This window comes from uncultured Polaribacter sp. (assembly GCF_947503855.1).
Classification (GTDB): domain Bacteria; phylum Bacteroidota; class Bacteroidia; order Flavobacteriales; family Flavobacteriaceae; genus Polaribacter.
In genome coordinates, this window is record NZ_CANNFF010000006.1 from 78,499 (window position 1) to 103,163 (window position 24,665).

At 29.1% G+C, this 24,665-nt stretch carries 25 protein-coding genes; 11 read left to right on the top strand and 14 right to left on the bottom strand.

The genetic code is table 11. From position 1 onward, the window contains the following. Positions 1-57: 57 nt before the first annotated feature. Together lpdA and argS are read right to left on the bottom strand one after the other, a co-directional pair. Positions 58-1,446, bottom strand: coding sequence for a dihydrolipoyl dehydrogenase (lpdA, locus tag Q0662_RS06445; RefSeq protein ID WP_298948144.1), 1,389 nt, complete (start codon positions 1,444-1,446; stop codon positions 58-60). Between the two features lie 194 nt (positions 1,447-1,640). Further along, positions 1,641-3,416: an arginine--tRNA ligase gene (gene argS / locus Q0662_RS06450; protein ID WP_298948145.1), complete on the bottom strand. Its 1,776-nt coding sequence runs from the start codon at positions 3,414-3,416 to the stop codon at positions 1,641-1,643. 131 nt (positions 3,417-3,547) lie between these two features. Between argS and Q0662_RS06455 the strand changes: the two genes are divergently transcribed. Continuing rightward, on the top strand, positions 3,548-4,072 hold the full coding sequence (locus Q0662_RS06455) for a YkgJ family cysteine cluster protein (RefSeq protein ID WP_298948147.1): 525 nt from the start codon (positions 3,548-3,550) through the stop codon (positions 4,070-4,072). A gap of 26 nt (positions 4,073-4,098) precedes the next feature. Further along, positions 4,099-4,935: a sterol desaturase family protein gene (locus tag Q0662_RS06460; protein WP_298948148.1), complete on the top strand. Its 837-nt coding sequence runs from the start codon at positions 4,099-4,101 to the stop codon at positions 4,933-4,935. Between the two features lie 36 nt (positions 4,936-4,971). Here the strand turns inward: Q0662_RS06460 and Q0662_RS06465 are convergent, their stop codons facing one another. After that, positions 4,972-6,213 (bottom strand): DUF1343 domain-containing protein, encoded by a 1,242-nt coding sequence (locus Q0662_RS06465; protein WP_298948149.1) that lies wholly within the window; start codon positions 6,211-6,213, stop codon positions 4,972-4,974. Between the two features lie 7 nt (positions 6,214-6,220). Here Q0662_RS06465 and Q0662_RS06470 point away from each other — a divergent pair, with 7 nt between their 5' ends. Beyond that, complete coding sequence (locus Q0662_RS06470) at positions 6,221-7,456, top strand: FtsX-like permease family protein (protein WP_298948280.1); 1,236 nt, start codon at positions 6,221-6,223, stop codon at positions 7,454-7,456. A 4-nt stretch (positions 7,457-7,460) separates the two neighbouring features. On the opposite strand, the gene Q0662_RS06475 is transcribed toward Q0662_RS06470, so the two are convergent. Beyond that, on the bottom strand, positions 7,461-8,387 hold the full coding sequence (locus Q0662_RS06475; protein WP_298948150.1) for a LysR family transcriptional regulator: 927 nt from the start codon (positions 8,385-8,387) through the stop codon (positions 7,461-7,463). A 247-nt stretch (positions 8,388-8,634) separates the two neighbouring features. Here Q0662_RS06475 and Q0662_RS06480 point away from each other — a divergent pair, with 247 nt between their 5' ends. After that, positions 8,635-8,955: a hypothetical protein gene (locus Q0662_RS06480; protein ID WP_298948151.1), complete on the top strand. Its 321-nt coding sequence runs from the start codon at positions 8,635-8,637 to the stop codon at positions 8,953-8,955. Between the two features lie 82 nt (positions 8,956-9,037). Beyond that, positions 9,038-10,000 carry a sodium-dependent bicarbonate transport family permease gene (locus tag Q0662_RS06485; protein WP_298948152.1) on the top strand — a complete coding sequence of 321 codons (963 nt, stop codon included), beginning with the start codon at positions 9,038-9,040 and terminating at the stop codon, positions 9,998-10,000. Between the two features lie 458 nt (positions 10,001-10,458). Here Q0662_RS06485 and lipA read toward each other — a convergent pair whose 3' ends face one another. The 6 genes from lipA to Q0662_RS06515 all read right to left on the bottom strand — a co-directional run bounded on the left by lipA (position 10,459) and on the right by Q0662_RS06515 (position 16,105). Beyond that, positions 10,459-11,328 carry a lipoyl synthase gene (gene lipA, locus Q0662_RS06490; RefSeq protein WP_298948153.1) on the bottom strand — a complete coding sequence of 290 codons (870 nt, stop codon included), beginning with the start codon at positions 11,326-11,328 and terminating at the stop codon, positions 10,459-10,461. A gap of 42 nt (positions 11,329-11,370) precedes the next feature. Further along, positions 11,371-12,603 carry an NRAMP family divalent metal transporter gene (locus Q0662_RS06495; RefSeq protein WP_298948154.1) on the bottom strand — a complete coding sequence of 411 codons (1,233 nt, stop codon included), beginning with the start codon at positions 12,601-12,603 and terminating at the stop codon, positions 11,371-11,373. A 49-nt stretch (positions 12,604-12,652) separates the two neighbouring features. Then, positions 12,653-13,216: a sigma-70 family RNA polymerase sigma factor gene (locus tag Q0662_RS06500; RefSeq protein ID WP_298948155.1), complete on the bottom strand. Its 564-nt coding sequence runs from the start codon at positions 13,214-13,216 to the stop codon at positions 12,653-12,655. A gap of 325 nt (positions 13,217-13,541) precedes the next feature. Continuing rightward, positions 13,542-13,745 (bottom strand): membrane or secreted protein, encoded by a 204-nt coding sequence (locus tag Q0662_RS06505; protein ID WP_298948156.1) that lies wholly within the window; start codon positions 13,743-13,745, stop codon positions 13,542-13,544. Between the two features lie 85 nt (positions 13,746-13,830). Continuing rightward, a complete protein-coding gene (gene murB, locus Q0662_RS06510; protein WP_298948157.1) occupies positions 13,831-14,841 on the bottom strand; it encodes a UDP-N-acetylmuramate dehydrogenase in 1,011 nt (336 codons plus the stop codon). A 73-nt stretch (positions 14,842-14,914) separates the two neighbouring features. After that, positions 14,915-16,105 (bottom strand): pyridoxal phosphate-dependent aminotransferase, encoded by a 1,191-nt coding sequence (locus tag Q0662_RS06515; RefSeq protein WP_298948158.1) that lies wholly within the window; start codon positions 16,103-16,105, stop codon positions 14,915-14,917. Positions 16,106-16,246: 141 nt separating this feature from the next. On the opposite strand from Q0662_RS06515, the gene Q0662_RS06520 reads away from it, so the two are divergent. After that, a complete protein-coding gene (locus tag Q0662_RS06520) occupies positions 16,247-17,599 on the top strand; it encodes an aspartyl protease family protein (protein ID WP_298948159.1) in 1,353 nt (450 codons plus the stop codon). Here Q0662_RS06520 and Q0662_RS06525 read toward each other — a convergent pair. Continuing rightward, on the bottom strand, positions 17,596-18,003 hold the full coding sequence (locus Q0662_RS06525; RefSeq protein ID WP_298948161.1) for a DUF1573 domain-containing protein: 408 nt from the start codon (positions 18,001-18,003) through the stop codon (positions 17,596-17,598). The genes Q0662_RS06520 and Q0662_RS06525 overlap by 4 nt on opposite strands. A gap of 125 nt (positions 18,004-18,128) precedes the next feature. Between Q0662_RS06525 and Q0662_RS06530 the strand changes: the two genes are divergently transcribed. The 5 genes from Q0662_RS06530 (at position 18,129) to Q0662_RS06550 (ending at position 23,016) form a co-directional block, all read left to right on the top strand. Next, positions 18,129-20,765, top strand: a complete 2,637-nt coding sequence (locus Q0662_RS06530) for a valine--tRNA ligase (protein ID WP_298948162.1) — start codon at positions 18,129-18,131, stop codon at positions 20,763-20,765. Positions 20,766-20,955: 190 nt separating this feature from the next. Continuing rightward, the gene (kdsB, locus tag Q0662_RS06535) at positions 20,956-21,687 is read left to right on the top strand and encodes a 3-deoxy-manno-octulosonate cytidylyltransferase (protein WP_298948163.1); all 732 of its coding nucleotides are present in this window, start codon (positions 20,956-20,958) and stop codon (positions 21,685-21,687) included. A 3-nt stretch (positions 21,688-21,690) separates the two neighbouring features. Next, positions 21,691-22,383: an HAD family hydrolase gene (locus Q0662_RS06540; RefSeq protein WP_298948164.1), complete on the top strand. Its 693-nt coding sequence runs from the start codon at positions 21,691-21,693 to the stop codon at positions 22,381-22,383. Between the two features lie 40 nt (positions 22,384-22,423). Further along, on the top strand, positions 22,424-22,684 hold the full coding sequence (locus Q0662_RS06545; protein ID WP_298948165.1) for a hypothetical protein: 261 nt from the start codon (positions 22,424-22,426) through the stop codon (positions 22,682-22,684). Positions 22,685-22,809: 125 nt separating this feature from the next. Then, positions 22,810-23,016 (top strand): hypothetical protein, encoded by a 207-nt coding sequence (locus Q0662_RS06550; protein ID WP_298948166.1) that lies wholly within the window; start codon positions 22,810-22,812, stop codon positions 23,014-23,016. Between the two features lie 40 nt (positions 23,017-23,056). Here the strand turns inward: Q0662_RS06550 and Q0662_RS06555 are convergent, their stop codons facing one another. From Q0662_RS06555 to Q0662_RS06565, 3 genes are read right to left on the bottom strand one after another with little or no spacing between them, the layout of a single operon-like run. Beyond that, positions 23,057-23,512 (bottom strand): hypothetical protein, encoded by a 456-nt coding sequence (locus Q0662_RS06555; RefSeq protein WP_298948167.1) that lies wholly within the window; start codon positions 23,510-23,512, stop codon positions 23,057-23,059. 1 nt (position 23,513) lies between these two features. Further along, a complete protein-coding gene (locus Q0662_RS06560) occupies positions 23,514-24,056 on the bottom strand; it encodes a hypothetical protein (RefSeq protein ID WP_298948168.1) in 543 nt (180 codons plus the stop codon). Between the two features lie 33 nt (positions 24,057-24,089). After that, on the bottom strand, positions 24,090-24,638 hold the full coding sequence (locus Q0662_RS06565; RefSeq protein ID WP_298948169.1) for an RNA polymerase sigma factor: 549 nt from the start codon (positions 24,636-24,638) through the stop codon (positions 24,090-24,092). Positions 24,639-24,665: the final 27 nt, after the last annotated feature.

Below are 24,665 nucleotides of genomic sequence, written 5' to 3' on the forward strand. Positions count from 1 at the left end.
AATTAATATATAGTTATCGTTGTAAAACAAGTAAGTTTTACAATAACAATATTTATTTTATAAATGTATTACTTCGTCATAAGCATCTGCAACAGCTTCCATTACAGCTTCACTCATTGTTGGGTGTGGGTGAATTGTTTTTAACACTTCATGTCCTGTAGTTTCTAATTTTCTACCTAAAACAGCTTCAGCAATCATATCTGTTACACCAGCACCAATCATGTGACAACCTAACCATTCACCATATTTGGCATCAAAAATTACTTTTACAAAACCATCTGGTGTACCTGCTGCTTTTGCTTTTCCAGAAGCAGAAAACGGAAATTTACCAACTTTTAAATCGTAACCAGCTTCTTTAGCTTTAGCCTCTGTTAAACCTACAGAAGCAATTTCTGGAGTAGCATATGTACAACCAGGAACATTGCCATAATCTATTGGTTCTGTATGTAAACCTGCTAATTTTTCAACACATGTAATTCCTTCTGCAGAAGCAACGTGTGCTAAAGCTTGTCCCGGAACTACATCTCCAATTGCATAATAACCTGGAATGTTTGTTTGGTAATAATCGTTTACTAAAATTTTATCTCTATCTACAATAATTCCAACATCTTCTAAACCAATATTTTCTATATTCGATTTAATACCAACTGCAGATAAAACAATATCTGCCTCTAAAGTTTCTTCACCTTTTTTGGTTTTTACAGTTGCAACAACACCTTCACCAGAAGTATCTACAGCCTCTACAGAAGAATTTGTCATTACTTTTATCCCTGCTTTTTTAATTGAACGTTCAAATTGTTTAGAAATATCAATATCTTCTACAGGCACAATATTTGGCATATATTCTACAATAGTAACCTCTGTACCCATTGCATTATAAAAGTGAGCAAATTCAACACCAATAGCACCAGAACCCACTACAATCATAGATTTTGGTTGTTTAGGCAATGTCATTGCTTTTCTATAACCAATAACTTTTTCACCATCTTGAGGTAAGTTTGGTAATTCTCTTGAACGAGCACCAGTAGCAATAATAATATTGTCTGCACTATATTCTGTTACTTTACCGTCTGCATCTGTAACATCTACTTTTTTACCAGTTTTTATTTTTCCAAAGCCGTCAATAATGTCAATTTTGTTTTTCTTCATTAAAAAAGCGACTCCTTTGCTCATTCCATCTGCTACACCACGACTTCTTTTAATTACGGCATCAAAATCTTTATCAATAGCTTCTGCTTTTAAACCATACTCATCTACATGTTTTAAATAATCGTACACCTGTGCAGATTTTAATAAGGCTTTTGTTGGGATACACCCCCAATTTAAACAAATACCTCCTAAAGATTCTTTTTCTACAATAGCTACTTTAAAACCTAATTGAGATGCTCTAATACCAGTCACATATCCTCCAGGTCCACTTCCTATAATAATAATGTCGTATTTCATTTTTTTTATTTTATTTTTTTGTCACTTCTAGTCATTTTTTTTAAAGTCCTATCTAGAAGTTGGGCGTTTTAACAGGCTTTACGTTCTATCTTTTTTTCATACTTCAAAAAAGGATGCCACTTCAATCTTTAACGTGTGCAAATTTACTAACTTTTAGTGTTACAGCCAACTGCTTTTTGTAGCTGTAAACTATTTTACATTCTTTCAGGAACATCTATTCCTAATAAACCGAATGCAGCTTTTATGGTGTCTGCTACTTTTTTAGACAACTGCACTCTAAATACTTTTTTATCTTGATTTTCTTCTCCTAAAATATGTACATTCTGATAAAATGAATTGAACTCTTTTACCAAATCATACGTATAATTTGCTATCACTGCAGGCGAATAATTAGCAGCAGCTTGTTGCACAGTATCTGGAAATAATTCTAATTGTTTTAATAATTCTTTCTCTTTTTCGTGCAATGCTATGCTAACAGTCTTAGAAAAGTCAAAATCTGCTTTTCTAATAATAGATTGAATTCTAGCATACGTATACTGAATAAAAGGTCCCGTGTTTCCTTGAAAATCTACAGAACTTTTTGGATCGAACAAAATCCTCTTTTTGGGGTCTACTTTTAAAATAAAGTATTTTAAAGCACCTAAACCAATGGTTTTGTATAATTCGTTTTTTTCTTCATCAGAATAACCATCCAGTTTGCCTAATTCTTCAGAAATTTCTTTGGCAGTTGCTGTCATTTCTACCATTAAATCATCAGCATCTACCACAGTTCCTTCTCTAGATTTCATTTTTCCAGAAGGTAAATCTACCATACCATAACTTAAATGATACAAGTTTTTTGCCCAATCAAAACCTAATTTCTTCAAAATTAAAAAGAGCACTTGAAAATGGTAATCTTGCTCATTGCCAACAGTATACACCATTCCGCCAACATCTACATAATCTTTTACACGTTGTATGGCAGTTCCAATATCTTGAGTCATGTAAACTGCAGTACCATCAGAACGTAATACAATTTTTTCGTCTAAACCATCCTCAGTCAAATCGCACCAAACAGAACCATCTTCTTTTTTGTAAAAAACACCTTTTTCTAAACCTTGTGCAACTACATCCTTTCCTAATAGATAGGTATCGCTTTCGTAATATAAGGTGTCAAAATTAACGCCCATATTTTTGTAGGTTGTATCAAAACCATCATATACCCAAGCATTCATTTTTTTCCAAAGCGCAACTACTTCTTTATCTCCAGCTTCCCATTTTAAAAGCATTTCTTGTGCTTCTAAAATAATTGGTGCTTGTTTTTTTGCATCTTCTTCAGAAATACCAGTTGCAACTAAGCTGCTAATTTCTTTTTTGTATTCTTGGTCGAATTTTACATAATAATTACCAACCAATTTATCGCCTTTTAAACCTGTAGAGGATGGTGTTTCTCCATTTCCAAACTTTTCCCAAGCCAACATCGATTTGCAAATGTGTATTCCTCTATCGTTAATGATTTGTGTTTTGTATACTTTTTTTCCTGCAGCTTTAATAATTTCTGCAACAGAATACCCTAATAAGTTATTACGAACATGCCCTAAATGTAAAGGTTTATTGGTGTTTGGCGATGAATATTCTACCATAACAGCTTTGTCATCCGCCTTTGGCGAAACAAAACCATAATTGGTATCTGTATAAATTTTTTGAAATAAATTGGTGTAAAAATTATCGTTAACAACGAGATTTAAAAAACCTTTTACCACATTATAATTGGTGATTTCTGTTATGTTTTCCACCAAATATTTTCCTAAATCTTCACCAATAGCAACAGGATTTCCTTTTTTGTAACGCAACAAAGGAAAAATAACAACTGTGATATCACCTTCAAATTCTTTTCTAGTTGCTTGAAATTCTACTGTAGGAATTTCTATATTATATAATGCTAAAAAACCTTCTTTTACTTTGGTTTCTATGGTATTTTGAATATTCATTTACGTGGAAAAATTGAATTGCAAAACTAAGAATTTTATTTGTTTTTTTAGAGTAGAATTTATTAAAATTAAAGCTTTTTTAGTAGTTAATAATCAACAGCTTTATAGCTAATAAATTGTATTTTTGTATTATGGAAAAACGTTTAGAGCAATTACCCAAATTAGCACAAGATGCCCAGAAAGAAAACAAAAAGTATTTTGCTAGTTTAAAAAAAAGAACTCCTAAAAATTTAGATTATGTAATGCAAGAATTGCATAATGCAGAATTTGAAAAAACAGATTGTTTAGATTGTGGTAATTGTTGTAAAACTACAAGCCCTATTTTTATTGATAAAGACATAAAACGAATTTCTAAACATTTAAAAATGAAGGTAGCAGATTTTGTAGATACCTATTTAGAAAGAGATAAAGACGATTTTATGGTCTTAAAAACAGCACCTTGTTCTTTTTTAGATGAAAAAGATAACTCTTGTTTAATTTATGATGTAAGACCTAAAGCTTGTGCTGAATATCCGCATACAGACAGAAGAAAATTTATCCAAATTACAGATTTAACGGTTGCAAATACCTTTGTTTGTCCTGCAACTTTTAGTATAGTAGAAGCTCTAAAAGAAAGAATTCCAATGACTTCTAATAAAAAGATAAGAAGAAAATAGTATTTTAGTAAAAAATTAAACGAATTTTGGAAACTATTTTTAATTATTTTGAAACCATACCTTCCTCTCATAGAAGTGTAATATTAGTAGGAGGCTTAACTTTTTTTTGGATGTTAGAAGGTGCTATTCCTTTATTTAAATTCGATTATAAAAAATGGCAACATGCCATACCTAACTTATTTTTTACGTTAACCACGGTTATTATAAATTTTGCATTGGCTTTTCTGCTTTTAAAAACTGCTGATTGGGTTTCTGTAACTAATTTTGGAATTATTAATTGGTTACCAGAAATGCCACTTTGGTTGTATGTAGTTTTAGGTGTGTTGTTTTTAGATTTTTTTGGTGCGTATTTAGCGCATTATGTAGAGCATAAAATACCAACATTATGGATGGTTCATTTGGTACATCATTCAGATCATAAGGTAGATACAACTACTGCTAACAGACATCATCCTATAGAAAGTATTATTCGTTTTGCGTTTACTTTATTAGGTGTTTTTGTAGTAGGTACACCTATTGCTATTGTATTTATTTATCAATCTATGTCTTTGGTTTTTACGCAGTTTACACATGCAAATATTAAAATGTCTCCTAAAGTAGATAAGTTTTTAAGCTATTTTATAGTTTCTCCAGATATGCATAAAATACATCATCATAATATGCTACCTTATACAGATTCAAATTATGGGAATATTTTTTCTATTTGGGATCGAATTTTTGGTACCTATCTAGAATTAGATAGAGAAAAAATTATCTATGGTGTAGATACATTTCCTGATGAAGCTAAAAACTCTTCATTAAAAGAATTATTAAAACAACCTTTTCAAGGATATAGAAAACCCACAGGAGTTGAAAAGAGTTAAAATTTTGTTGTTCTTACTAAGGTAGGAATAATATATTTATTCATAAATCAAATACTGTTTCCTGATTTTTTTAAACTCCTCCAAACCTTTTGCCCAAGTTTTTCTTATTTCTTTTTCAGACAAACCTTGCTCAATTTGTTCTTGTAGTTTTTTGTTTCCAGCATGAATGGTAAAAGTGCTTCCAAAGAATTTTTCTGTTTTAGGAGTTTGTTTATATGCATTCATTAAAAAAGACAAATCTATTTTAGATAAATGTTTGTAATTTCTTAAATCAACACCATAACACAAATTATTTTTATGTTTTGGGTATTTGGCACCTTCATTAGCTAGTGGTGTGTAACTAAAATCATTTTTCTTAAAAAACGGTGCTCCATATCTTTGAAACTGAAACTCGGTTCCACGTCCTGCGTTTATGGTGGTTCCTTCAAAAAAACCTAAACTAGGGTAGAGGTTTATGCTTTTGTCATTTGGTAAATTAGGTGAAGGTTTTATTGGTAAACTATAAGTGGAATTATGTGTGTAATTTTCTAAAGGAATCACTTTTAAATCACACTGAATATTATTTTTTAACAATTTTTTTCCATTTATCATTTGCCCAAATTCGCCAATGGTCATTCCATATACAACAGGCACAGCATGTTTACCAACAAAACTAGAATGTTCCATTTCTAAAACAGGACCATCAATATAATGCGCATTTGGATTAGGTCTGTCTAAAATTAGTACAGGAATACCGTTTTCTGCACAAGCTTCCATCACATAGTGTAAAGTAGAAATATAAGTATAAAAACGCACACCTACATCTTGAATATCAAAAACAACAACATCTATACCTTTTAATTGAGCTGTAGAAGGTTTTTTACTTCTCCCATGTAAAGATAAAATAGGTAAGCCCGTTTTTGCATCAAAACCATCTTTTATAAGTTCTGCAGCATCGGCTTTTCCTCTAAAACCATGTTCTGGAGAAAATACTTTTTTTACTTTGATATTCAAAGATAGTAAACTGTCTACTATATGTGTATACTCCCAACTTTCAACATTAGATTTCCCACGTTTCCCAATTACCGAAGTTTGATTGGCTACTACAGCAACATTTTTTCCTTTCAAAACATCTAAATACAAGCTAGTTTGTTCTGCTCCTGTTTTTAAAACCGAATCTTTTACAAAACCTTGTACTTTAAACTTAGAATTTTGAACTTTTTGCCCACAAGAAATCAACTGAAAATTCAATAATAGAAATAAGAATAAATATGTACTTTTGAAAGGTTTAAAAATCATTATCAATTTGAATTACGAGTTATTTCTTGCAAAACGCATTATTGCTGGTAAAAAGTATAAAAATAGTATATCCTCTCCAATAATAAAAATTGCGATTACAGCCATTGCATTGGGTATTATTATCATGCTAATTGCTGTTGCCACTGCCTCTGGTTTGCAAAGTAAAATTCGCGATAAAATGGCAGGTTTTAAAGGCCATGTTCAAATTGTGAATTATGATAATAACAATTCTGATGTTTCCATATCTCCCATAAGTAAAGAACAAGATTTTTATCCAGAAATTCCAACTATAGAAGGGATTAAAAACATCCAAGTATTTGCTAGCAAAGGAGGTCTTATAAGAACAGATACTAGTTTTGAAGGAATTGTTTTTAAAGGCGTTTCTTCTGATTATGATTGGACCTTTTTTAAAGAGTATTTAATTGCAGGTAAATTACCAGATTTTAATCAAAAAAGAACAAGAGATGTGTTATTATCTCAAACCATTATCGATCGTTTACAATTAAAGTTGAATGATACCATTACCGCCACTTTTTTAAAATCATCAAAAAGTAAATTACCTTCAAACAAAAAATACATAATTACAGGTATTTATAATTCTGGTTTTGCTCAGTTTGATAAAAATATCATGATTGGTGATATTAGAGAAGTGCAGCAACTGAATAAATGGACAGACAATCAAGTGGGTGGTTTTGAGGTTTTATTAGATAGTTTTGATGATATTCAACAAAAAACCGAAGAAATTTACAAAGAAGTAAGTCTAACATTAAATGCTAAAAGTATTGTAGATACCTACCCTGCAGTATTTGATTGGATTAAACTTTTTGATAATAATGTATGGTTTATAATTGGAATTATGATTTTAATTGCTGGTATAAATATGATAACTGCTTTGTTAGTACTTATTTTAGAACGTGTACAAATGATAGGTATTTTAAAAGCTTTAGGAAGTAACAATGGTAGTATTAGAAAAGTATTTTTATACAATGCTACCTACTTAATTTTAAAAGGACTTTTTTGGGGTAATTTAATTGGACTGTTTATGATTGGTATACAACATTACTTTAAGTTAATTGCCTTAAATCCAGAAACATATTATGTAACAACAATGCCAGTACAGATTTCTTTATGGGCAGTTTTTTTATTAAATATTGGTACCTTGGTTTTGTGTGTTTTAATGCTGATTATTCCATCTTATATTATTACAAAAATAAACCCATCTAAGTCTATTAAATTTGCTTAAAAAGCTATAAATCTTCTGTAAACCAAGCAAAATTTTCTAATATAATTTTATCTTTATTTTCTTCTATATGCTTTTTAAAAGCTTTGGCAACTAAAGACAAATTTTTAGATTTTAACCAAATTAAATTCCAATTAGTTTCTATAGGTAGGTTTTTAATATTTAAAATTTGTAAATCGCCATTTTGTAATTCGTTTTTTAAACCAATTATGGGCATAATAGAAATGCCTAGACCTGCAATAACAGCTTGTTTTACAGCTTCATTAGAGGTAAGTTCCATTTTCTTTTGAACTTCTATTTTGTGTTTTACTAAAAAGCGTTCCATGGCCAAACGTGTTGCAGAACCAGGTTCTCTAAAAATAAAAAGAGATTTGTTAAGATCCTTTGTTTGAAGCTCTTTTTTAGGAATTGTAAAGTTTTTATTAGCAACAAAATAGAGTTTGTTTTTCATTAATTCTATACGTTCTATGTTTAATTTTCTGGGGATGGTAGAAACCATTGCAAAATCACATTCGTTATTTTCTAAGCTTCTAATTACAGACATTTTATTGGTTACATCCATCGTTAAATCTACTTGTTCATGCTGTTTTATAAAATTTGTTAAAAAAAAGGGCATAGTATATTTAGCTGTAGAAACAATAGAGATTTTTATTTTGCCAGCTAATTTACCTTCAAATAAAGCAGATTTATAGTTTATAGAGGCTACTTCTTCTAAAATTTTACCAGCAGTAGCTGCTATTTCTTCGCCAAATTCTGTGATATATAATTTTCTTCCAACCACTTCAAAAAGTGGCAATTTAAACTGATCTTGAAAATTTTTAAGTTGTATAGAAACAGCGGGTTGTGTTAAAAAAAGCTTTTCAGATGCCTTAGTAACACTTTTAACTTCTGCTATTTTGCTAAATATTTCTAATTGATGTAAAGTATATTTCATAAAAAATATTTATGTTTTATATAATAAATATAAATAAAAATATATAAAAAAAACATCATTTCTTTGTAAAAAATAAAACACGCCACAAAAGATTATTTAAAATAAAAGAAAGAAGCAATTTTTTAAATCAATAAACTGTCATATAATTTGATCGTCTTTTATGAATACAATTAATTATTTATCAGGTAGTTATTCTGCTTGTTTTTCTGTAAAATATCTAAGTTTACCATTATTATAAAATTAAATTATGAACACCTTCACTGTAGAAAAAACAAAAAAAACATCTAAAAATACAAATCAACAATTAAAATTAATTGATGGCACATTCACAAAAAGAGAGGCTATAAACATTATTAATAATGTTGTTGATGTAAAATTAAACTTTCACAAATTACAAAGGCTCTCTAAAACAGAAGGTAATATTAATGATGCTTGCGAGTATGATAACTCTAGAATTGCAGAATTAATCGATGAAAGAGCAGATTTAAAATCATTTTTAAAAGCTTTAAAAACAAACGATTGTAACATAAAGATATCTAGTACAATACATGTTACTATAGAAGAATAATTTCATTGTTAAATGTTGAATTTTGGTAGGAAAGACTCTCTTTTAAAGGCTTTCCTACTTTTTTTACGCCAAATTTTTAAAAATGGACTTACATTATTTAGTAGATAACTTAACAAACCCTGCACTTTTGTTTTTCTTTTTAGGGCTTATTGCTGTCAACCTAAAAAGCGATTTAAAAATACCAGAAAACTCCTCAAAATTTATATCACTTTACTTATTACTTGCCATTGGTTTTAAAGGTGGGCAAGAATTAGCACACAGCATTATTACATCAGAAATTATTTGGTCTTTACTTTTTGGAGTGTTTCTTGCATTTTTAGTTCCCATTTATACCTACTTTATTTTAAGGCTCAAACTTAGTGTAGAAAATGCAGGAGCCATTGCAGCAGCCTATGGCTCTGTAAGTGCAGTAACTTTTGTAACTACCATTTCTTTCTTAGAAATGTCTAACATTCCATTTGGGGGGCATATGGTAGCAGTTATGGCATTAATGGAGGCACCTTCTATTATAATTGGTGTGCTTTTAATTTCTATTTATAATAAAGAAAAAAAGAAAAAAACCTCTTTTAAAAGTGTTATATACCACTCATTAACCAATGGAAGCGTAGTACTAATTATTGGGAGTTTGTTTGTAGGCTATTTTACAAACGACGCACAAGCAGCAGGTATAAAACCATTTACAACCGATATTTTTAAAGGTTTTTTAGCTGTTTTTTTATTAGATATGGGGATTACAAGTGGTCAAAAATTAAAAGCACTTATAAAAAAAGGTTGGTTTACACTTTCGTTTGCAATTATTATTCCAATTATAAATGGTTGTTTAGTAGCTGTAATTAGTAGTTACTTTATGGAAGAAGTTGGCAACAGGCTCTTAATGTCTATTTTAGCAGCAAGTGCCTCTTATATTGCAGTACCTGCAGCCATGAAATTAGCAGCACCCAAAGCAAACCCAGGTTTATACATACCAATGGCTTTGGCAATTACCTTTCCTTTTAACATTACTTTAGGCATGCCATTATATTTATACATTATTGGTGTTTGTTAAATATAATTTGGGCGTTACTTTGTCCTGAAAGCTTTTAGGGTAAAGTCGCGCTTTTTATTATATATATTATACTGAAACTCTTTTAGCTAAGGTTTTGTAAAAAAAAACAGCAAAATTAGACCTATTTTTAGATTGATAGCTAAAGAAAATTAGCTTGTTTTGGTAGATTTAGAAAGTGTTAATTATCAAGTTATTACAAGGTTTGATACCATTAGTGCTATGTAATTAAATTTAATTTGATAATACATTATAAAAAAACCATCTAATAAAGATGGTTTTTTTTGACTAACTAATTCAAATAATTTACACAATGAAAACAGTTTACTAAGTTGCTTTCATTTTATAAATATCAAACTGCGTGCCAAAAATTATTTTACATGAAATTTATAGATTTTTTATAAAAAAAATGATTCCCTAATTAGGAATCATTTTTATGTATAATTTATAAAGATTTATTTCTAAACAGCATGTTTATGTGCTTTGTAAGAAGAACGAACCAAAGCCCCGCTTTCTACATACATAAAGCCCATTTCTAGACCTAAAGTTTCGTATTTTTTAAATTGTTCTGGAGTGATAAATTCTTTTACAGGCAAATGCATTTTTGTAGGTTGTAAATACTGACCAATGGTAATAATATCGCAATTTACAGCACGCAAATCTTTCATGGTTTGTATTACTTCTTCTTCAGTTTCGCCTAAACCTAACATTAAGCCTGTTTTAGTTCGCATTCCGTTTTCTTTTAGGTATTTTAAAACCTCTAAACTTCGATCGTATTTTGCTTGTATTCTAACTTCTCTGGTTAACCTTCTAACAGTTTCCATATTGTGAGAAACTACTTCTGGATGCACTTCTATAATTCGGTCTATTTGTTTAGTGTTTCCTTGAAAATCTGGAATTAAAGTTTCTAAAGTAGTGTTTGGATTTGCTCTACGAATTGCATCCACAGTTTCTGCCCAAATAATAGAACCACCATCTTTTAAATCGTCTCTATCAACAGAGGTAATTACAGCATGTTTAATGCTCATAATTTTTATAGAACGTGCTACTTTTTCTGGTTCATCCCATTCTACAGTTTCTGGTCTTCCTGTTTTTACACCACAAAAACCACAAGAACGTGTACAAATATTTCCAAGAATCATAAAAGTTGCAGTTCCTTCTCCCCAGCATTCGCCCATATTCGGGCAACTACCACTTGTACAAATAGTGTTTAATTTATATTTATCTACCAAACCTCTAAGTTCTGTGTATTTTTTACCAACAGGTAATTTTACGCGTAACCATTTTGGTTTTTTTGGTTTTTCTGGAAGTATTACTGATGCTACAGCCATTGTCTTTTCATTTTTATCTTTGCAAAGATACAAAGGAAAGTTTTAAATACTTGTTAAAAACCAAATACTAAAACCAACCAAAAAAACAATACCCACAATACTTAATATTTTTAAATAAATTCCTGGTTGATGCTCTTTAGGAGTGTGTTTGCCTGTAATTAGTTTGTAATTTAAAATAGCATAAAAAGGTGCCGTTAAAAAAGATAGGATAGTAGCTACTTTTACCAATAGGCCCATATTTTCCATAAAGTACCTTAATATTAAAAAAGTACCTAGAAATAAAAAGAGAATCCAAAACCAGTAGCCATATTTAAACTGTTTTTTAAATAAGAGTTTGGTAGTTCTATTCATAGTTCTTGGTGATGCATCTAAAGTTGTAATCGTTGTGCTAAACATGGTTGTAAACGCAGCAATTGCAATAAAAATGTAAGAAAATTCACCTAAATTTTTGGTGTATAGCTCTATTAATTGTGAAGCAAATACCACTCCTTTATTAGAAAAAGTTACCCCAGATTTATACATTACCAAAGCACCTAAAAGCACAAAACAGATTCCTAGAAATAATGTGCTCATATATCCGATATTAAAATCCGAGACAGCATCTTTTCTTTTGGTACTTAAAACTGTGGTTTTATCTTTTTCTACAGACCAAATAGAGTGCCAAATAGAAATGTCTAAAGGTGCAGGCATCCAACCTAAAAAAGCAATTAAAAATGTTATTTCGGTGGCTCCAGAAGGTATAATTTGAGTAACATCAAAAGCTTCTTTAGAGCTAAATAGTGCTACTGTTACTGCTATTATAGTACTTACTGTAAGTATCATAATAATGTATTTCATCAAGTTGTCTAACAATCTATATTTACCAATAAGCAGAATAATTAAACTTATAAACATTAATAAGGTAGCCCATAAAACTAAATTATTTTCTACACTAAAAGCACCAAATAATTGAGATGCCAAACCTGCTGTTACAATAGTAACTGCTGCTTGTATGGTAAACATGGTGGCAAAGTTTAAAATGTAATAGGCAATTAATACGCCTTTACCTAATTTTTTATACCCATCTAACAAAGTTTCGCCAGTGGCAGCTGCATATCTTGGGCCAAATTGAAAAAAAGGATATTTAAATAAATGTACAAATAACAACGCCCAAATTAAGCCAAAACCAAATTCGGCACCAGCTTTGGTAGATTGCACTAAATGCGAAACACCAATGGCAGCGCCTGCAAATAATAACCCAGGACCTAAAGATTGTAAAAATGATTTTTTTACCACAATTTAATAATTGATTTATTCTGACTCTTTTGTTTTTTTAATTTTACTACTAATTTCTTTTGATAACTTCTGCTAACAACTTTTTAGCACGTAATAATTTTACTTTTACGTTGCTCATGGGTTCGTTAATTTGTTTAGAAATTTCTTTATAACTCAACTCTTGAAAATAGCGTAACTGAATTACTTCTTGGTATTTAGGTTTTAATTGCTTAATGTCTTTTAACAATTTTGCTAAATTCTGATCTCTAATAATTTTATCTTCAGGAGTTGGGTTTTCATCGATTACCAAATACACTTTTTCCTCTTGTTCTTTAGTAGTTTCTATAAAAATAGAACTATTTTTTTTTCGTAATAAATCGATATGAACATTTTTAGAAATAGCAATTAACCATGTTTTAAATACGTATTTATCATCAAAAGTATCAATTTTATCAAAGGCTTTAGAAAAGGTTTGTATGGTAATATCTTCAGAATCGTTTTCGCTTTTGGTCCGTTTTAATTGATAATTATAAACATCTACCCAAAAAGTATTTAACAAAAAACGAAATGCTGCTTGATTGCCTTCTTTTGCTTTATTAATATTTGTTTCGATGTTTTTTTTGCTTATTTCCAATGATTGGGTTTTGAAATAAAATTACGGGTAAATATACTAAAATGAAAGAATAGTAAACCAATTTTTGAAATTGGAAAAAAAAGACAATTTGATTTTTTTTATTTTTTAGTAAGAAGACTCATAACTAAAAATATTTTTATTTAAAATAAGCTGTAAACAGCACCAATTATTTCAATAGGTTATAAAAAGAATCAGTCTTTTCTATTTCTTTAAGATATTTTATGACACTAAAAATCTTGTAAAAAAAAGAGTTGGTAATTTGTGTTGCCACAAAAACTATAAATATCTAGAAAATTACAGGTAAAAACATAAAGAGAGGTAGATATTAGTTATGTTGTGGTTCTGAACAATTTTCAAATTGATCTGGTGTTTTACCACAAAAACCACAAGCTTCTCCATCTTTATTTAATATTGGGTTTTGGCTTGCACAAGTTCCTGCAAATTTACCGTCTTTTTTTGCCCAAATTTTTATGGCAATCCCAGCAACACCAATTGCTAATAAACCTAATGTAATGAGTAATAGTTTCATAAAATTTAATTCTAATACAAAGATACATATTCTTAGGTGGATGGTGAAAAAAATGTGATTTATTACAAGTAAAGTTTCTAAGATTTTATACAATTACATTCACTTCAATTTCTAAAGAAATTTTAAACTTTTCTAAAACTGTCTGTTGTATTTTTTTAGCAAGCTGATAAATTTCTGAGCCAGAAGCGGTTCCATAATTAACCAATACTAAAGCTTGTTTTTTATGAACGCCTGCATCACCAAAACGTTTGCCTTTAAAGCCACTTTGTTCTACTAACCAACCAGCAGGTACTTTTATTTCCGTTTCAGAAACTGCATAACTTGGCACACTTGGGTGTTCTTTTTGAAGTTCTAAAAATTGTGTTTTAGAAATTACAGGGTTTTTAAAAAAACTACCACTATTACCAATTTCTTTTGGATCTGGTAGTTTCGATTTTCTGATAGCAATAACAGCATCGGAAATATTTTTTAAAGATGGCTTAGAAATGTTTTTAGAGGCTAATTCAGTTTCAATAGCTCCATATGAAGTATTTAATTGATGGTTTTTCTTCGTCAACTTAAAACTAACCGCAGTTAAGATAACTTTGCCTTTTAAATCATTTTTAAAAATCGAATTTCTGTATCCAAATTGGCAGTCTTCATTAGAAAAAGTAAGTCTTTTACTTGTTTCAATTTCAATAGCTTCTACTTTGGTAATGGTGTCTTTTACTTCAACACCATAAGCACCAATATTTTGGATAGGACAAGTACCTACATTTCCAGGAATTAAAGATAGATTTTCAATTCCACCATAATTTTCGGCAATGCAAAAACGTACAAAATCGTGCCAGTTTTCTCCAGCATTTACAGTTATATAAACAAAATTATCATCTTCTCTATCAATAGAAATCCCTTTTATATCTATATGAACTACTAACTTTTCGATATCTTTTGTAAGTAACATATTACTTCCTCCAGATATTAAAAATAAGTCTTTTTCAACTTTTAAAAGCTGTTGTAAATCGTAATAAGAATTTATAGAAACAAAACGTTTTGCATTTACAGAAATACCAAACGTGTTGTAATTTTTAAGAGAGATGTTTTGTTGTGTATTCAATTAATTATTGGTTTGTATTTTTAAACGCAGTCATAAGGGTTTTAAGTACTCAATTATACTTGAGTAAATATTTTTATGAGTTGTATTGTTTTAAGGCTTTTGCTAAAATTTCTACAGAACGAATTAAGTTTTCTTTATTTAAAACATACGCCATTCTTATTTGATTTTTACCTTCTCCTTTAGTTGAGTAAAATCCACTTGCAGGAGCCACCATAACTGTTTGCTTATTGTCGTTAAAACTTTCTAAAATCCATTGTGCAAAATGGTCTGTATCTTTAACAGGTAGTTCTGCAACACAATAAAAAGCACCTTTAGGTTTGGCTACTTTAATGCCATCAATGTTTTCTAAAGCTTTAATTAAAGTGTTTCTTCTGTCTACATATTCTTTAGTTACATTATCAAAATAACTTTGTGGTGTGTCTAAAGCAGCTTCACTAGCTATTAATGCATATGTTGGTGGACTTAAACGTGCCTGCGCAAATTTTATTGCTGTTTTTATAAATGTTTTATTTTTAGAAACAACACACCCAATTCGTGCACCACACATACTGTACCTTTTAGACACAGAATCTATCACTATTGCGTTTTCTTCTAAGCCTTCTATAGAAAGCACAGAAGTATGTTTTAAGCCATCGTAGGTAAATTCTCTATATACTTCATCAGCAATTAAAAATAAATCGTGTTTTAAAACCATTTTTTTTAATTTTTGTATTTCTTCTTCAGAATATAAATAACCTGAAGGATTACCTGGGTTACAAATTAAAATAGCTTTGGTTTTTGGTGTAATTAATTTCTCGAAATCTTCAATTTTTGGGAGTGCAAAATTATTTTCAATTTTAGAAATAACAGGTACTACTTTTACTCCAGAAGCTGTAGAAAAACCATTGTAGTTTGCATAAAATGGTTCTGGTATGATAATTTCGTCTCCAGGATCTGTAATACTACCCATAGTAAATAGCAGTGCCTCTGAGCCACCTGTGGTTGTGATAATATTGTCTGCAGTTACATTTATGTTGTTTTTAACATAATACTTTGCCAATTTGGTTCTATATTCTTCAGAACCTTCGGAACGTGCATAAGAGAGTGTTTCAATTTTGTTGTTTTTAACTGCATCTAAGGCAATTTGTGGCGTTTTTATATCAGGTTGCCCAATGTTCAAATGAAAAACATGAACTCCTCTTTTTTTAGCATCTTCTGCATAAGGTACCAGTTTTCTTATTGGAGATTCTGGCATTTGAGTACCTTTTTTAGATATTGATGGCATAAAAGTATAATATATTGGTTTCTGCAAATTTGCAAAAATAATTCCACTTTTTTTAGGAAATGTAACAATCTTTAAAGGTTAAAGTTTTATAAAATTTAGATAAATGCAAAAGTTAAATCGTAAATTTGAGTAGAACCCAATATGCTATTCAATTTGTTTAAAAAGTATCTACTATTTTTTTTTGGTATTCTCCTTTTAGGCTTTAATGTAAACGCTCAAGATGGTTTTCGTTTATTAAACAAGTCTGATCTAAAAGAATCTATTAAATTTAAACTAGTAAATAACCTAATTATTGTTCCTTTAGAAATTAATGGCAAAGAACTCTCTTTTATTCTAGACACTGGTGTAAATAAAACAATTATTTTTAATTTATCTGAAAATGATAGTATAGGTCTGTTAAATACAGAAAAAATTTTATTAAGAGGTTTAGGTGGTGGAGATGCTGTTGAGGCAATACTTTCAAAAAATAACAATTTAAAAATTAAAAATCTAATAGGCTACAATGAATCTGTTTACGTTATACTGAAAGATTTTTTTGATTTATCTAGTAAAATGGGTACTACAATACATGGTATTATTGGCTATAATTTGTTACGAAATTTTGTGGTAAAAATTAACTATAGAACAAAAAGAATACACTTTTACAATCCAAAAAAATATCAGATTAAAAAATGTAGAAGATGCGAAATTTTGCCCATTCAATTTCATTTAAAAAAGCCTTACATAGATGTAAATATTCAATTAGATACTGTAGGTTATAAATTAACCAAAGTTAAAATGTTAGTAGATTCTGGTGGTAGTGATGCTATTTGGTTATTTGAAAACTCTAAAAAAAATATAAAAACTCCAAAATTATTTTTTAATGATATTTTGGGGGAAGGTTTAAGCGGCACTATTTATGGTAAAAGAAGTAGAATACCTAAACTAAAAATTGGAAAGTTTGAAATAGAAGAACCCACTGTATCTTTTTTAGATTCTGCATCTACCAGAAATGCAAGAACTTTTAAGCAAAGAAATGGTAGTATTGGAGGTAGCGTTTTAAAAAGATTTAAGGTTTGGTTAGATTATAGAAACCGCAAAATTATGTTAAAGAAAAACGTTTCTTTTAAAGACGGTTTTAACTATAATATGTCTGGTTTAGATGTCGTTTACAACGGTAAGCAATTGGTAAGAGAAAAAACAACAAATAAAATTTTAGATTCTGGCAATCGAGATATAAACAAAAATAATACTATTTCTTTTGTAACTAATTTCTTTTATAAATTTAAACCTTCTTATAAAATTAAAACAGTTATCCTTAATTCTCCTGCAGGTAAAGCTGGTTTAAAAGCAGGGGATATTATTTTAAAAATTAATAGAAAACCAGCTTATTCTTTCACTTTGAGTGAAATATTTTACAAGTTTCAAGAAAAAAACAATAAAAAAATAAGTATTACAATAGAAAGAAACGAACTTGTAAAAACTTATAAATTTCGTTTAAGAAAAAGAATTTAATTTTCTTTAGACAGTAGGCTCTTTTCTTTTTCTAAAGGAACACTCTCTGTAACATTCCCTTTAATTGTTACTGCTTTTCTTGTAATTTTAGCATTAGAAAATATGGTTATTTTTTTATAAAAACCACCTAAAATTTTGGTGTTGTAAGATACTTTAATTTCACCTTTTTCACCAGGCATAATTGGTTTTTCTGGTTTTTTAGGGACTGTACAACCACAAGAAGATTGTATTTTTGTTATTACTAAAGGTTCATTACCAATATTTGTAAAAACAAATGTTTTCTCTCCATTAGAACCTTTTGCTATTTTTCCATAATCAATAGTTTCCTTTTCAAATTTAAATTCTTGAGAATGTATCGAAACAGTAATAAATAATGCCACTAAAAAAATTCCAAATGCTTTCATGTTTTTTTAATTTATTTTGTAAAATTAATATTAATTTTTTGTTCTAAAAAATCAAGCTCTAATTTTCTCTACAAAATTAGATAATTGTATTTTTGTCGATTAAATATCAAAAAGAATACCAAAGTATGACAATTCCATCTAAATATGATGCAAGTAAAGTAGAAGATAAATGGTATGATTACTGGATGAAAAACAATTATTTTCATTCAACACCAGATGAAAGAGAACCTTATACCATTGTAATTCCACCTCCAAATGTAACAGGTGTCTTGCATATGGGGCATATGTTAAACAATACAATACAAGATGTATTAATTAGACGTGCACGTTTATTAGGTAAAAATGCATGTTGGGTTCCTGGTACAGACCATGCATCTATTGCAACAGAAGCAAAAGTAGTGGCCAAATTAAAAGAACAAGGTATTTCTAAAAACGACTTAACTCGTGAAGAATTTTTACAACATGCTTTTGATTGGAAAAACGAATATGGAGGTAAAATATTAGAGCAATTAAAAAAGCTAGGGGCTTCTTGTGATTGGGAAAGAACAGCTTTTACCATGGATCCAGAAATGTCTGAATCTGTAATTAAAGTTTTTGTTGATTTGTACAATAAAGGATTAATTTACAGAGGTTATAGAATGGTAAATTGGGATCCAGAAGCAAAAACCACCTTATCTGACGAAGAAGTAATTCATGAAGAAAGACAAGGAAATTTATATTATTTAGAATATAAAATTGAAGGTTCTACAGATACTTTAACCATTGCAACTACAAGGCCAGAAACCATTTTTGGAGATACAGCAATTTGTATCAACCCTAATGATGAGCGTTTTACACATTTAAAAGGTAAAAAAGCAATTGTACCACTTTGTGGAAGAATTATACCTATCATTGAAGATGAGTATGTTGACTTAGAATTTGGTACAGGTTGTTTAAAAGTAACGCCAGCTCATGATGAAAATGATAAAAACTTAGGAGACAAACACCATTTAGAAGTAATCGATATTTTTAATGATGATGCTTCTTTAAATTCTTTTGGATTGCATTATGCGGGTAAAGATAGATTTGTTGTAAGAAAAGAAATCGCTAAAGAGCTTGAAGCAAAAGGTATTTTGACTAAAACAGAAATACATACCAATAAAGTTGGTACTTCAGAAAGAACCAAAGCAGTAATAGAACCTAGATTATCTGACCAGTGGTTTTTAAAAATGACAGATTTAGCAAAACCCGCTATAGACGCTGTTTTAGGTGATGACAATAACATTAACTTAGTGCCTAAAAAGTTCGAAAACACCTATAGACACTGGATGGAAAATATTCGAGATTGGAATATTTCTCGTCAACTTTGGTGGGGACAACAAATACCAGCCTATTATTTTGGTGATGGTAAAGAGGATTTTGTAGTTGCAGAAAACATTGAACAAGCATTAGTTTTAGCTCAAGAAAAAACTAAAAACGATAAATTAACAACCAAAGATTTAAAGCAAGATGAAGATGCTTTAGATACTTGGTTTTCTTCTTGGCTTTGGCCAATGAGTGTTTTTGATGGAATTAGAAACCCAGAAAACGAAGAAATTAAATACTATTACCCAACAAACGATTTAGTTACAGGACCCGATATTTTATTTTTCTGGGTAGCTAGAATGATTATTGCTGGATATGAATATAAAGATGAAAAACCTTTTAAAAACGTTTATTTAACAGGTCTGGTTCGCGACAAACAACGTCGTAAGATGTCTAAATCTTTAGGAAATTCTCCAGACGCTTTAAATTTAATAAAAGAGTTTGGTGCAGATGGTGTAAGAGTTGGGCTTTTATTAAGTGCTCCTGCAGGAAATGATATTTTATTTGACCAAGATTTATGTCAGCAAGGAAAAGGATTTGCTAATAAAATTTGGAATGCTTTTAGGTTGATAAAAGGTTGGGAAATAGATGAAAATTTAGCACAACCAGAAACCGCAAAAATTGGTTTGGCTTGGTACGATGCCAAGTTTAATAAGGCTTTGACAGAAATAGAAGATCATTTTTCTAAATACAGGTTGTCTGATGCTTTAATGACTATTTATAAATTAATTATGGACGATTTTTCGTCTTGGTTATTAGAGATAGTAAAACCAGCATATCAGCAACCAATAGATGCAAAAACCTATCATGCAATTATAGAGGTTTTAGAAAATAATTTAAAAGTATTGCATCCATTTATGCCATTCTTAACAGAAGAAATTTGGCAATATATAACTGATAGAACTCCAGAAGAGGCTTTAATTGTTGCAAAATATCCAATACAAAAAGAGTTTGATGCACAAATAATTTCAAGTTTTGAGGTTGCAACAGATGTAGTTTCTGGAATTAGAACCATTAGAAAAGATAAAAATATTTCTTTTAAAGATGCAGTAGAATTGTTTGTAATAGATAATGATAAGCTAACCAAACAATTTGATATTGTAGTTCAGAAATTAACAAATACAAGTACAATAAATTACATTTCAGAAAAAGTAGAAGGTGCTTCTTTTAGAGTAAAATCTAACGAATATTTTGTACCAATTTCTATAGAAAATATAGATGTAGAAGCAGAGATTGAAAAACTATCTGCAGAATTAAAAAGAGCACAAGGCTTTTTAGTAGGTGTTCAAAAGAAATTATCTAACGAGCGTTTTGTTTCTAATGCACCAGAAAAAGTAATTGCTTTAGAACGTAAAAAAGAAGCTGATACTTTGGCGAAAATAGAAACTATTATCAATAGTTTAAATGGTTTAAAGTAAGTGTAAAAAAAAAGGCTCACAATTGTGAGTCTTTTTTTATTTGATAATTTTTTTTCTTCGTTTTTTAAAATACATAATTATAAAAGTTGATTATTTGTTTTTCTAATAAAATCAAAGTTAGAAAATAAACAAGCCTATTTTTAGCGATATTCATTTAAATATTATCTTTGTTGCTTATAACAAGCTGTATATGAAAATTATTGCAATGATTCCTGCACGTTACAGTGCAACCCGTTTTCCAGGTAAATTAATGAAAGACTTAGGAGGTAAATCTGTGATTTTAAGAACCTATGAAGCTGCTTTAAATACAGAACTTTTTGATGAGGTTTATGTCGTTACAGATTCAGAAATTATTAAAGAAAACATTACAAATGCGGGTGGTAATGCAATTGTTAGTAAAAAAGAGCACGAATGTGGTTCTGATAGAATTGCAGAAGCTGTAACAGATATTAATACAGATATAGTAATAAATGTGCAAGGAGATGAGCCTTTTATAGACAAAACATCTTTATCTAAATTGATAGAAGTTTTTAAAGCCGATACTAAAAACGAAATAGACCTAGCTTCTCTAAAAGTTCAAATTACCAATAAAAAAGATATAGAAAATCCTAATAATGTAAAGGTCATTACAGATGTTAACAACTTAGCAATCTATTTTTCTAGAAGCGTAATACCTTATCATAGAGATGCAACTATCAATGTAAAATATTACAAACACAAAGGTGTTTATGCGTTTAGAAAACAAGCGTTGTTAGATTTTTATAACACACCAATTACCCCTTTAGAAGCTGCAGAAAAAATAGAAGCAATTAGATACCAAGAAATTGGTAAAAAAATTAAAATGGTAGAAACTACTGTTGAAGCTGTAGGTATAGATACTCCTGAAGATTTAGAGAAAGCCAAACAATATTTAAACCTTTGATTTATGAATAAGCATATTAAAGTAATAGCTTTTGATGCAGATGATACTTTATGGGTAAACGAAACGTATTTTAGAGAGGCAGAAGAAGAGTTTGCCAAATTGTTGTCTAAATACGAAACCAAAAATAAAATAGATCAAGAATTATTTAAAACAGAAATTAAAAACTTGCCAATTTATGGTTATGGTATAAAGGGGTTTGTACTTTCTATGATAGAGTGCGCTTTAGAGCTTTCTAACTACAAAATAAAGCAAACGACACTAGAAAAAATAGTTGATATTGGTAAAGAAATGCTAGAAAAACCCATAGAATTATTAGATGGAGTAGAAGAGGTGCTTAAAAAATTACAAGGAAAATACAAATTAATTGTTGCTACAAAAGGAGATTTATTAGACCAAGAAAGAAAGTTAGAAAAATCGAATCTTTTAAAATATTTTCATCATATAGAGGTAATGAGTGATAAAAAAACAAAAGATTATAAAAAAATTATACAACACTTAGAAATAGCGCCCAAAGAGTTGTTAATGGTTGGTAACTCTTTAAAGTCAGATGTTTTGCCTTTATTAAAAATAGGGGCTTCTGCCATTCATATTCCTTTTCATACAACTTGGGTGCATGAGCAGGTAAGTGCAAATGAGCAACAAAATGCAGACTATGTTACTTTAAGAAATATCAAAGAACTTTTAACGCTTATTTAAATAAATACCCTAAATTTGTAGCTTTAAAACAATCGAGATTATGGCAAGTATAAAAAACTTAAAAAAAGATATTAATTATACCTTAGGTGATATTATTGGTTATGCAACCGAAAAAGTAGACCTAAAAGGAGATAATAAAAAAGTAGAAGCAATTGTAGATGAAACTATTACTACGTTTGATGAGTTAATTACAAAAATTAACCAAAAAGGGGTAGAAAATAAAAAAGCTCATTATAAAGCAGTTAGTGCAGCGTTAGAAAAAAAAGCAAATGCTCTGTTAGAAAAAGTGAACAAGATATAAATTAACACTTTTTAAATATTTTTTAACGACCATCAATTTTTAATTGATGGTTTTTTTATTAAATTTGATTAAATATTATACTAAATAGAACACCATTTACGTTATAATTTAAATCAATAATTACTATGGCTAGAGCAATGTTTGAATACACTAAGACTGTATTAAAAAAAGTAAGCTTTAACTCAGATTTGTTCTGTAAAGAATTAGAAAAATCACTAAAAAGGTTGTTACCTTATGAAATTGAAGAACTAACCATTTGGGTAAAGCAATTTACAGCAAACAAACCAGAATTAAATGTTTGTATGACATTAATAAAAAAAGAGGCTTTTTAGAAGCCTCTTTTTTAGTTGATATAATCATATAATAATTTTTTTATTCTTTAGGTCTTCTTCCTCTACCATATTTACGCATTAGTTTTCGAGTAAACTCTCTTTCAGAAAGCTGAAGCCTCATTAATTTTTTATAACTTAAAAATTTAGAGGCATCTTTTAAAAAACGTTCTTTTTCTAAAACTGTTTTTCGTTCTAAATCTAATTTTAAACTTAAAAAGTCTTTTGCTTCTTCTTCATTTAAATTATTAAAACTACCAACTTGTTTCATTCTTCTATTGATTTCAGACCTTCCTTTATCACTATATAACTCTAATTTTTCTTGATGTATATTGTAAAGTGGCCAAAACTTTTCTGCTTCTAAAGAGGTAAGTTGTAATTCTTGAGTTAAAAAAGCAATTTTAAGCGCTTTAATTTTTTGTCTACTTTTTTTTCGATCTTGCCCAAAAGAGTAAAAAACCGATAGAAACATTGCTATAATTAATAAATATTTTTTCATCTTAATATAATTCGTTTATTATAGAGGTATTGTCTGTGTTTATAATGTATTCTTCTATTTCATCATTTTTTAAATCTGTAAAAACAAATTCGTTTTCGCCTAAAATATTTGTATTTAATGTATTTACAAAATCTTCATTAAAAAGTTCAACATTGTTTTCTAAAACCCAATTTTCTATATCTGTGTTTACTAAGTTGTCAAAACTTAATTTATCTGCATTAGAAAAGTTAAAAAAGTTGATGCTAAAAAACAAAAGAACGCATGCTGCAGCTGCATAAGGTATTGCATTTAAAAACCTTTTTTTAAGTAAAATTACTTTGGGTTCTTTTTTCTCAACGGTTTGTTTTAAAATAATATCATCAATGTTATCTAAATAATTATCAGGTGCTTTAAAACCAGTTTTTTTAGGTAGCTTGTCTTCTTTTAAAAATAATGTAAGGTTATCATCTACATCGTTAATATAATCTTTAGGTGCAGTAAATCCTGTAGTTTTATTTACTACAGATTTTAAAAACTCCTCGCTATTTTTATAATTATTTTTCATGGTATTATTTAGACCTTTTCTTATAATAAAAGTTTAATTGGTTTTGTTTTTTATATAATTTTCTATTTTTTTAACTGCGTGAAAATAAGAGGCTTTTAGCGCTCCAACACTAGTTTCTAATATTTCTGAAATTTCATTATATTTCAGTTCTTCAAAATATTTCATATTAAAAACTAATTGTTGTTTTTGTGGTAATGTTGCTATAGCTTTTTGTAAAATTAGCTGAATCTCATCACCAGAAAAATATACATCGCTTTCTAATGTAGATGCCAATTGTTCTTGCATTTCAGAAATGTCTATATTTCTTTCTTTGGCACGTTTATTTAAAAAAGTAATAGACTCATTTGTAGCAATTCTATACATCCAAGAAAATAATTTACTTTTTTGATTAAACTTGTCTAAATTTCTATATACTTTAATAAATGTATTTTGTAAAACATCATCTGCATCTTCATGGGAAATTACAATTTTACGTATATGCCAATACAAGCGTTCTTTATAGAGTTTTATTAATACTCTGTACGCTTTTTCTTTGGTAACAACACTTTTTAGTTGCTCAATTAAAACAGTTTCATCTGTCAACTACTCTTTTTTTAGTTTAGACAAAAT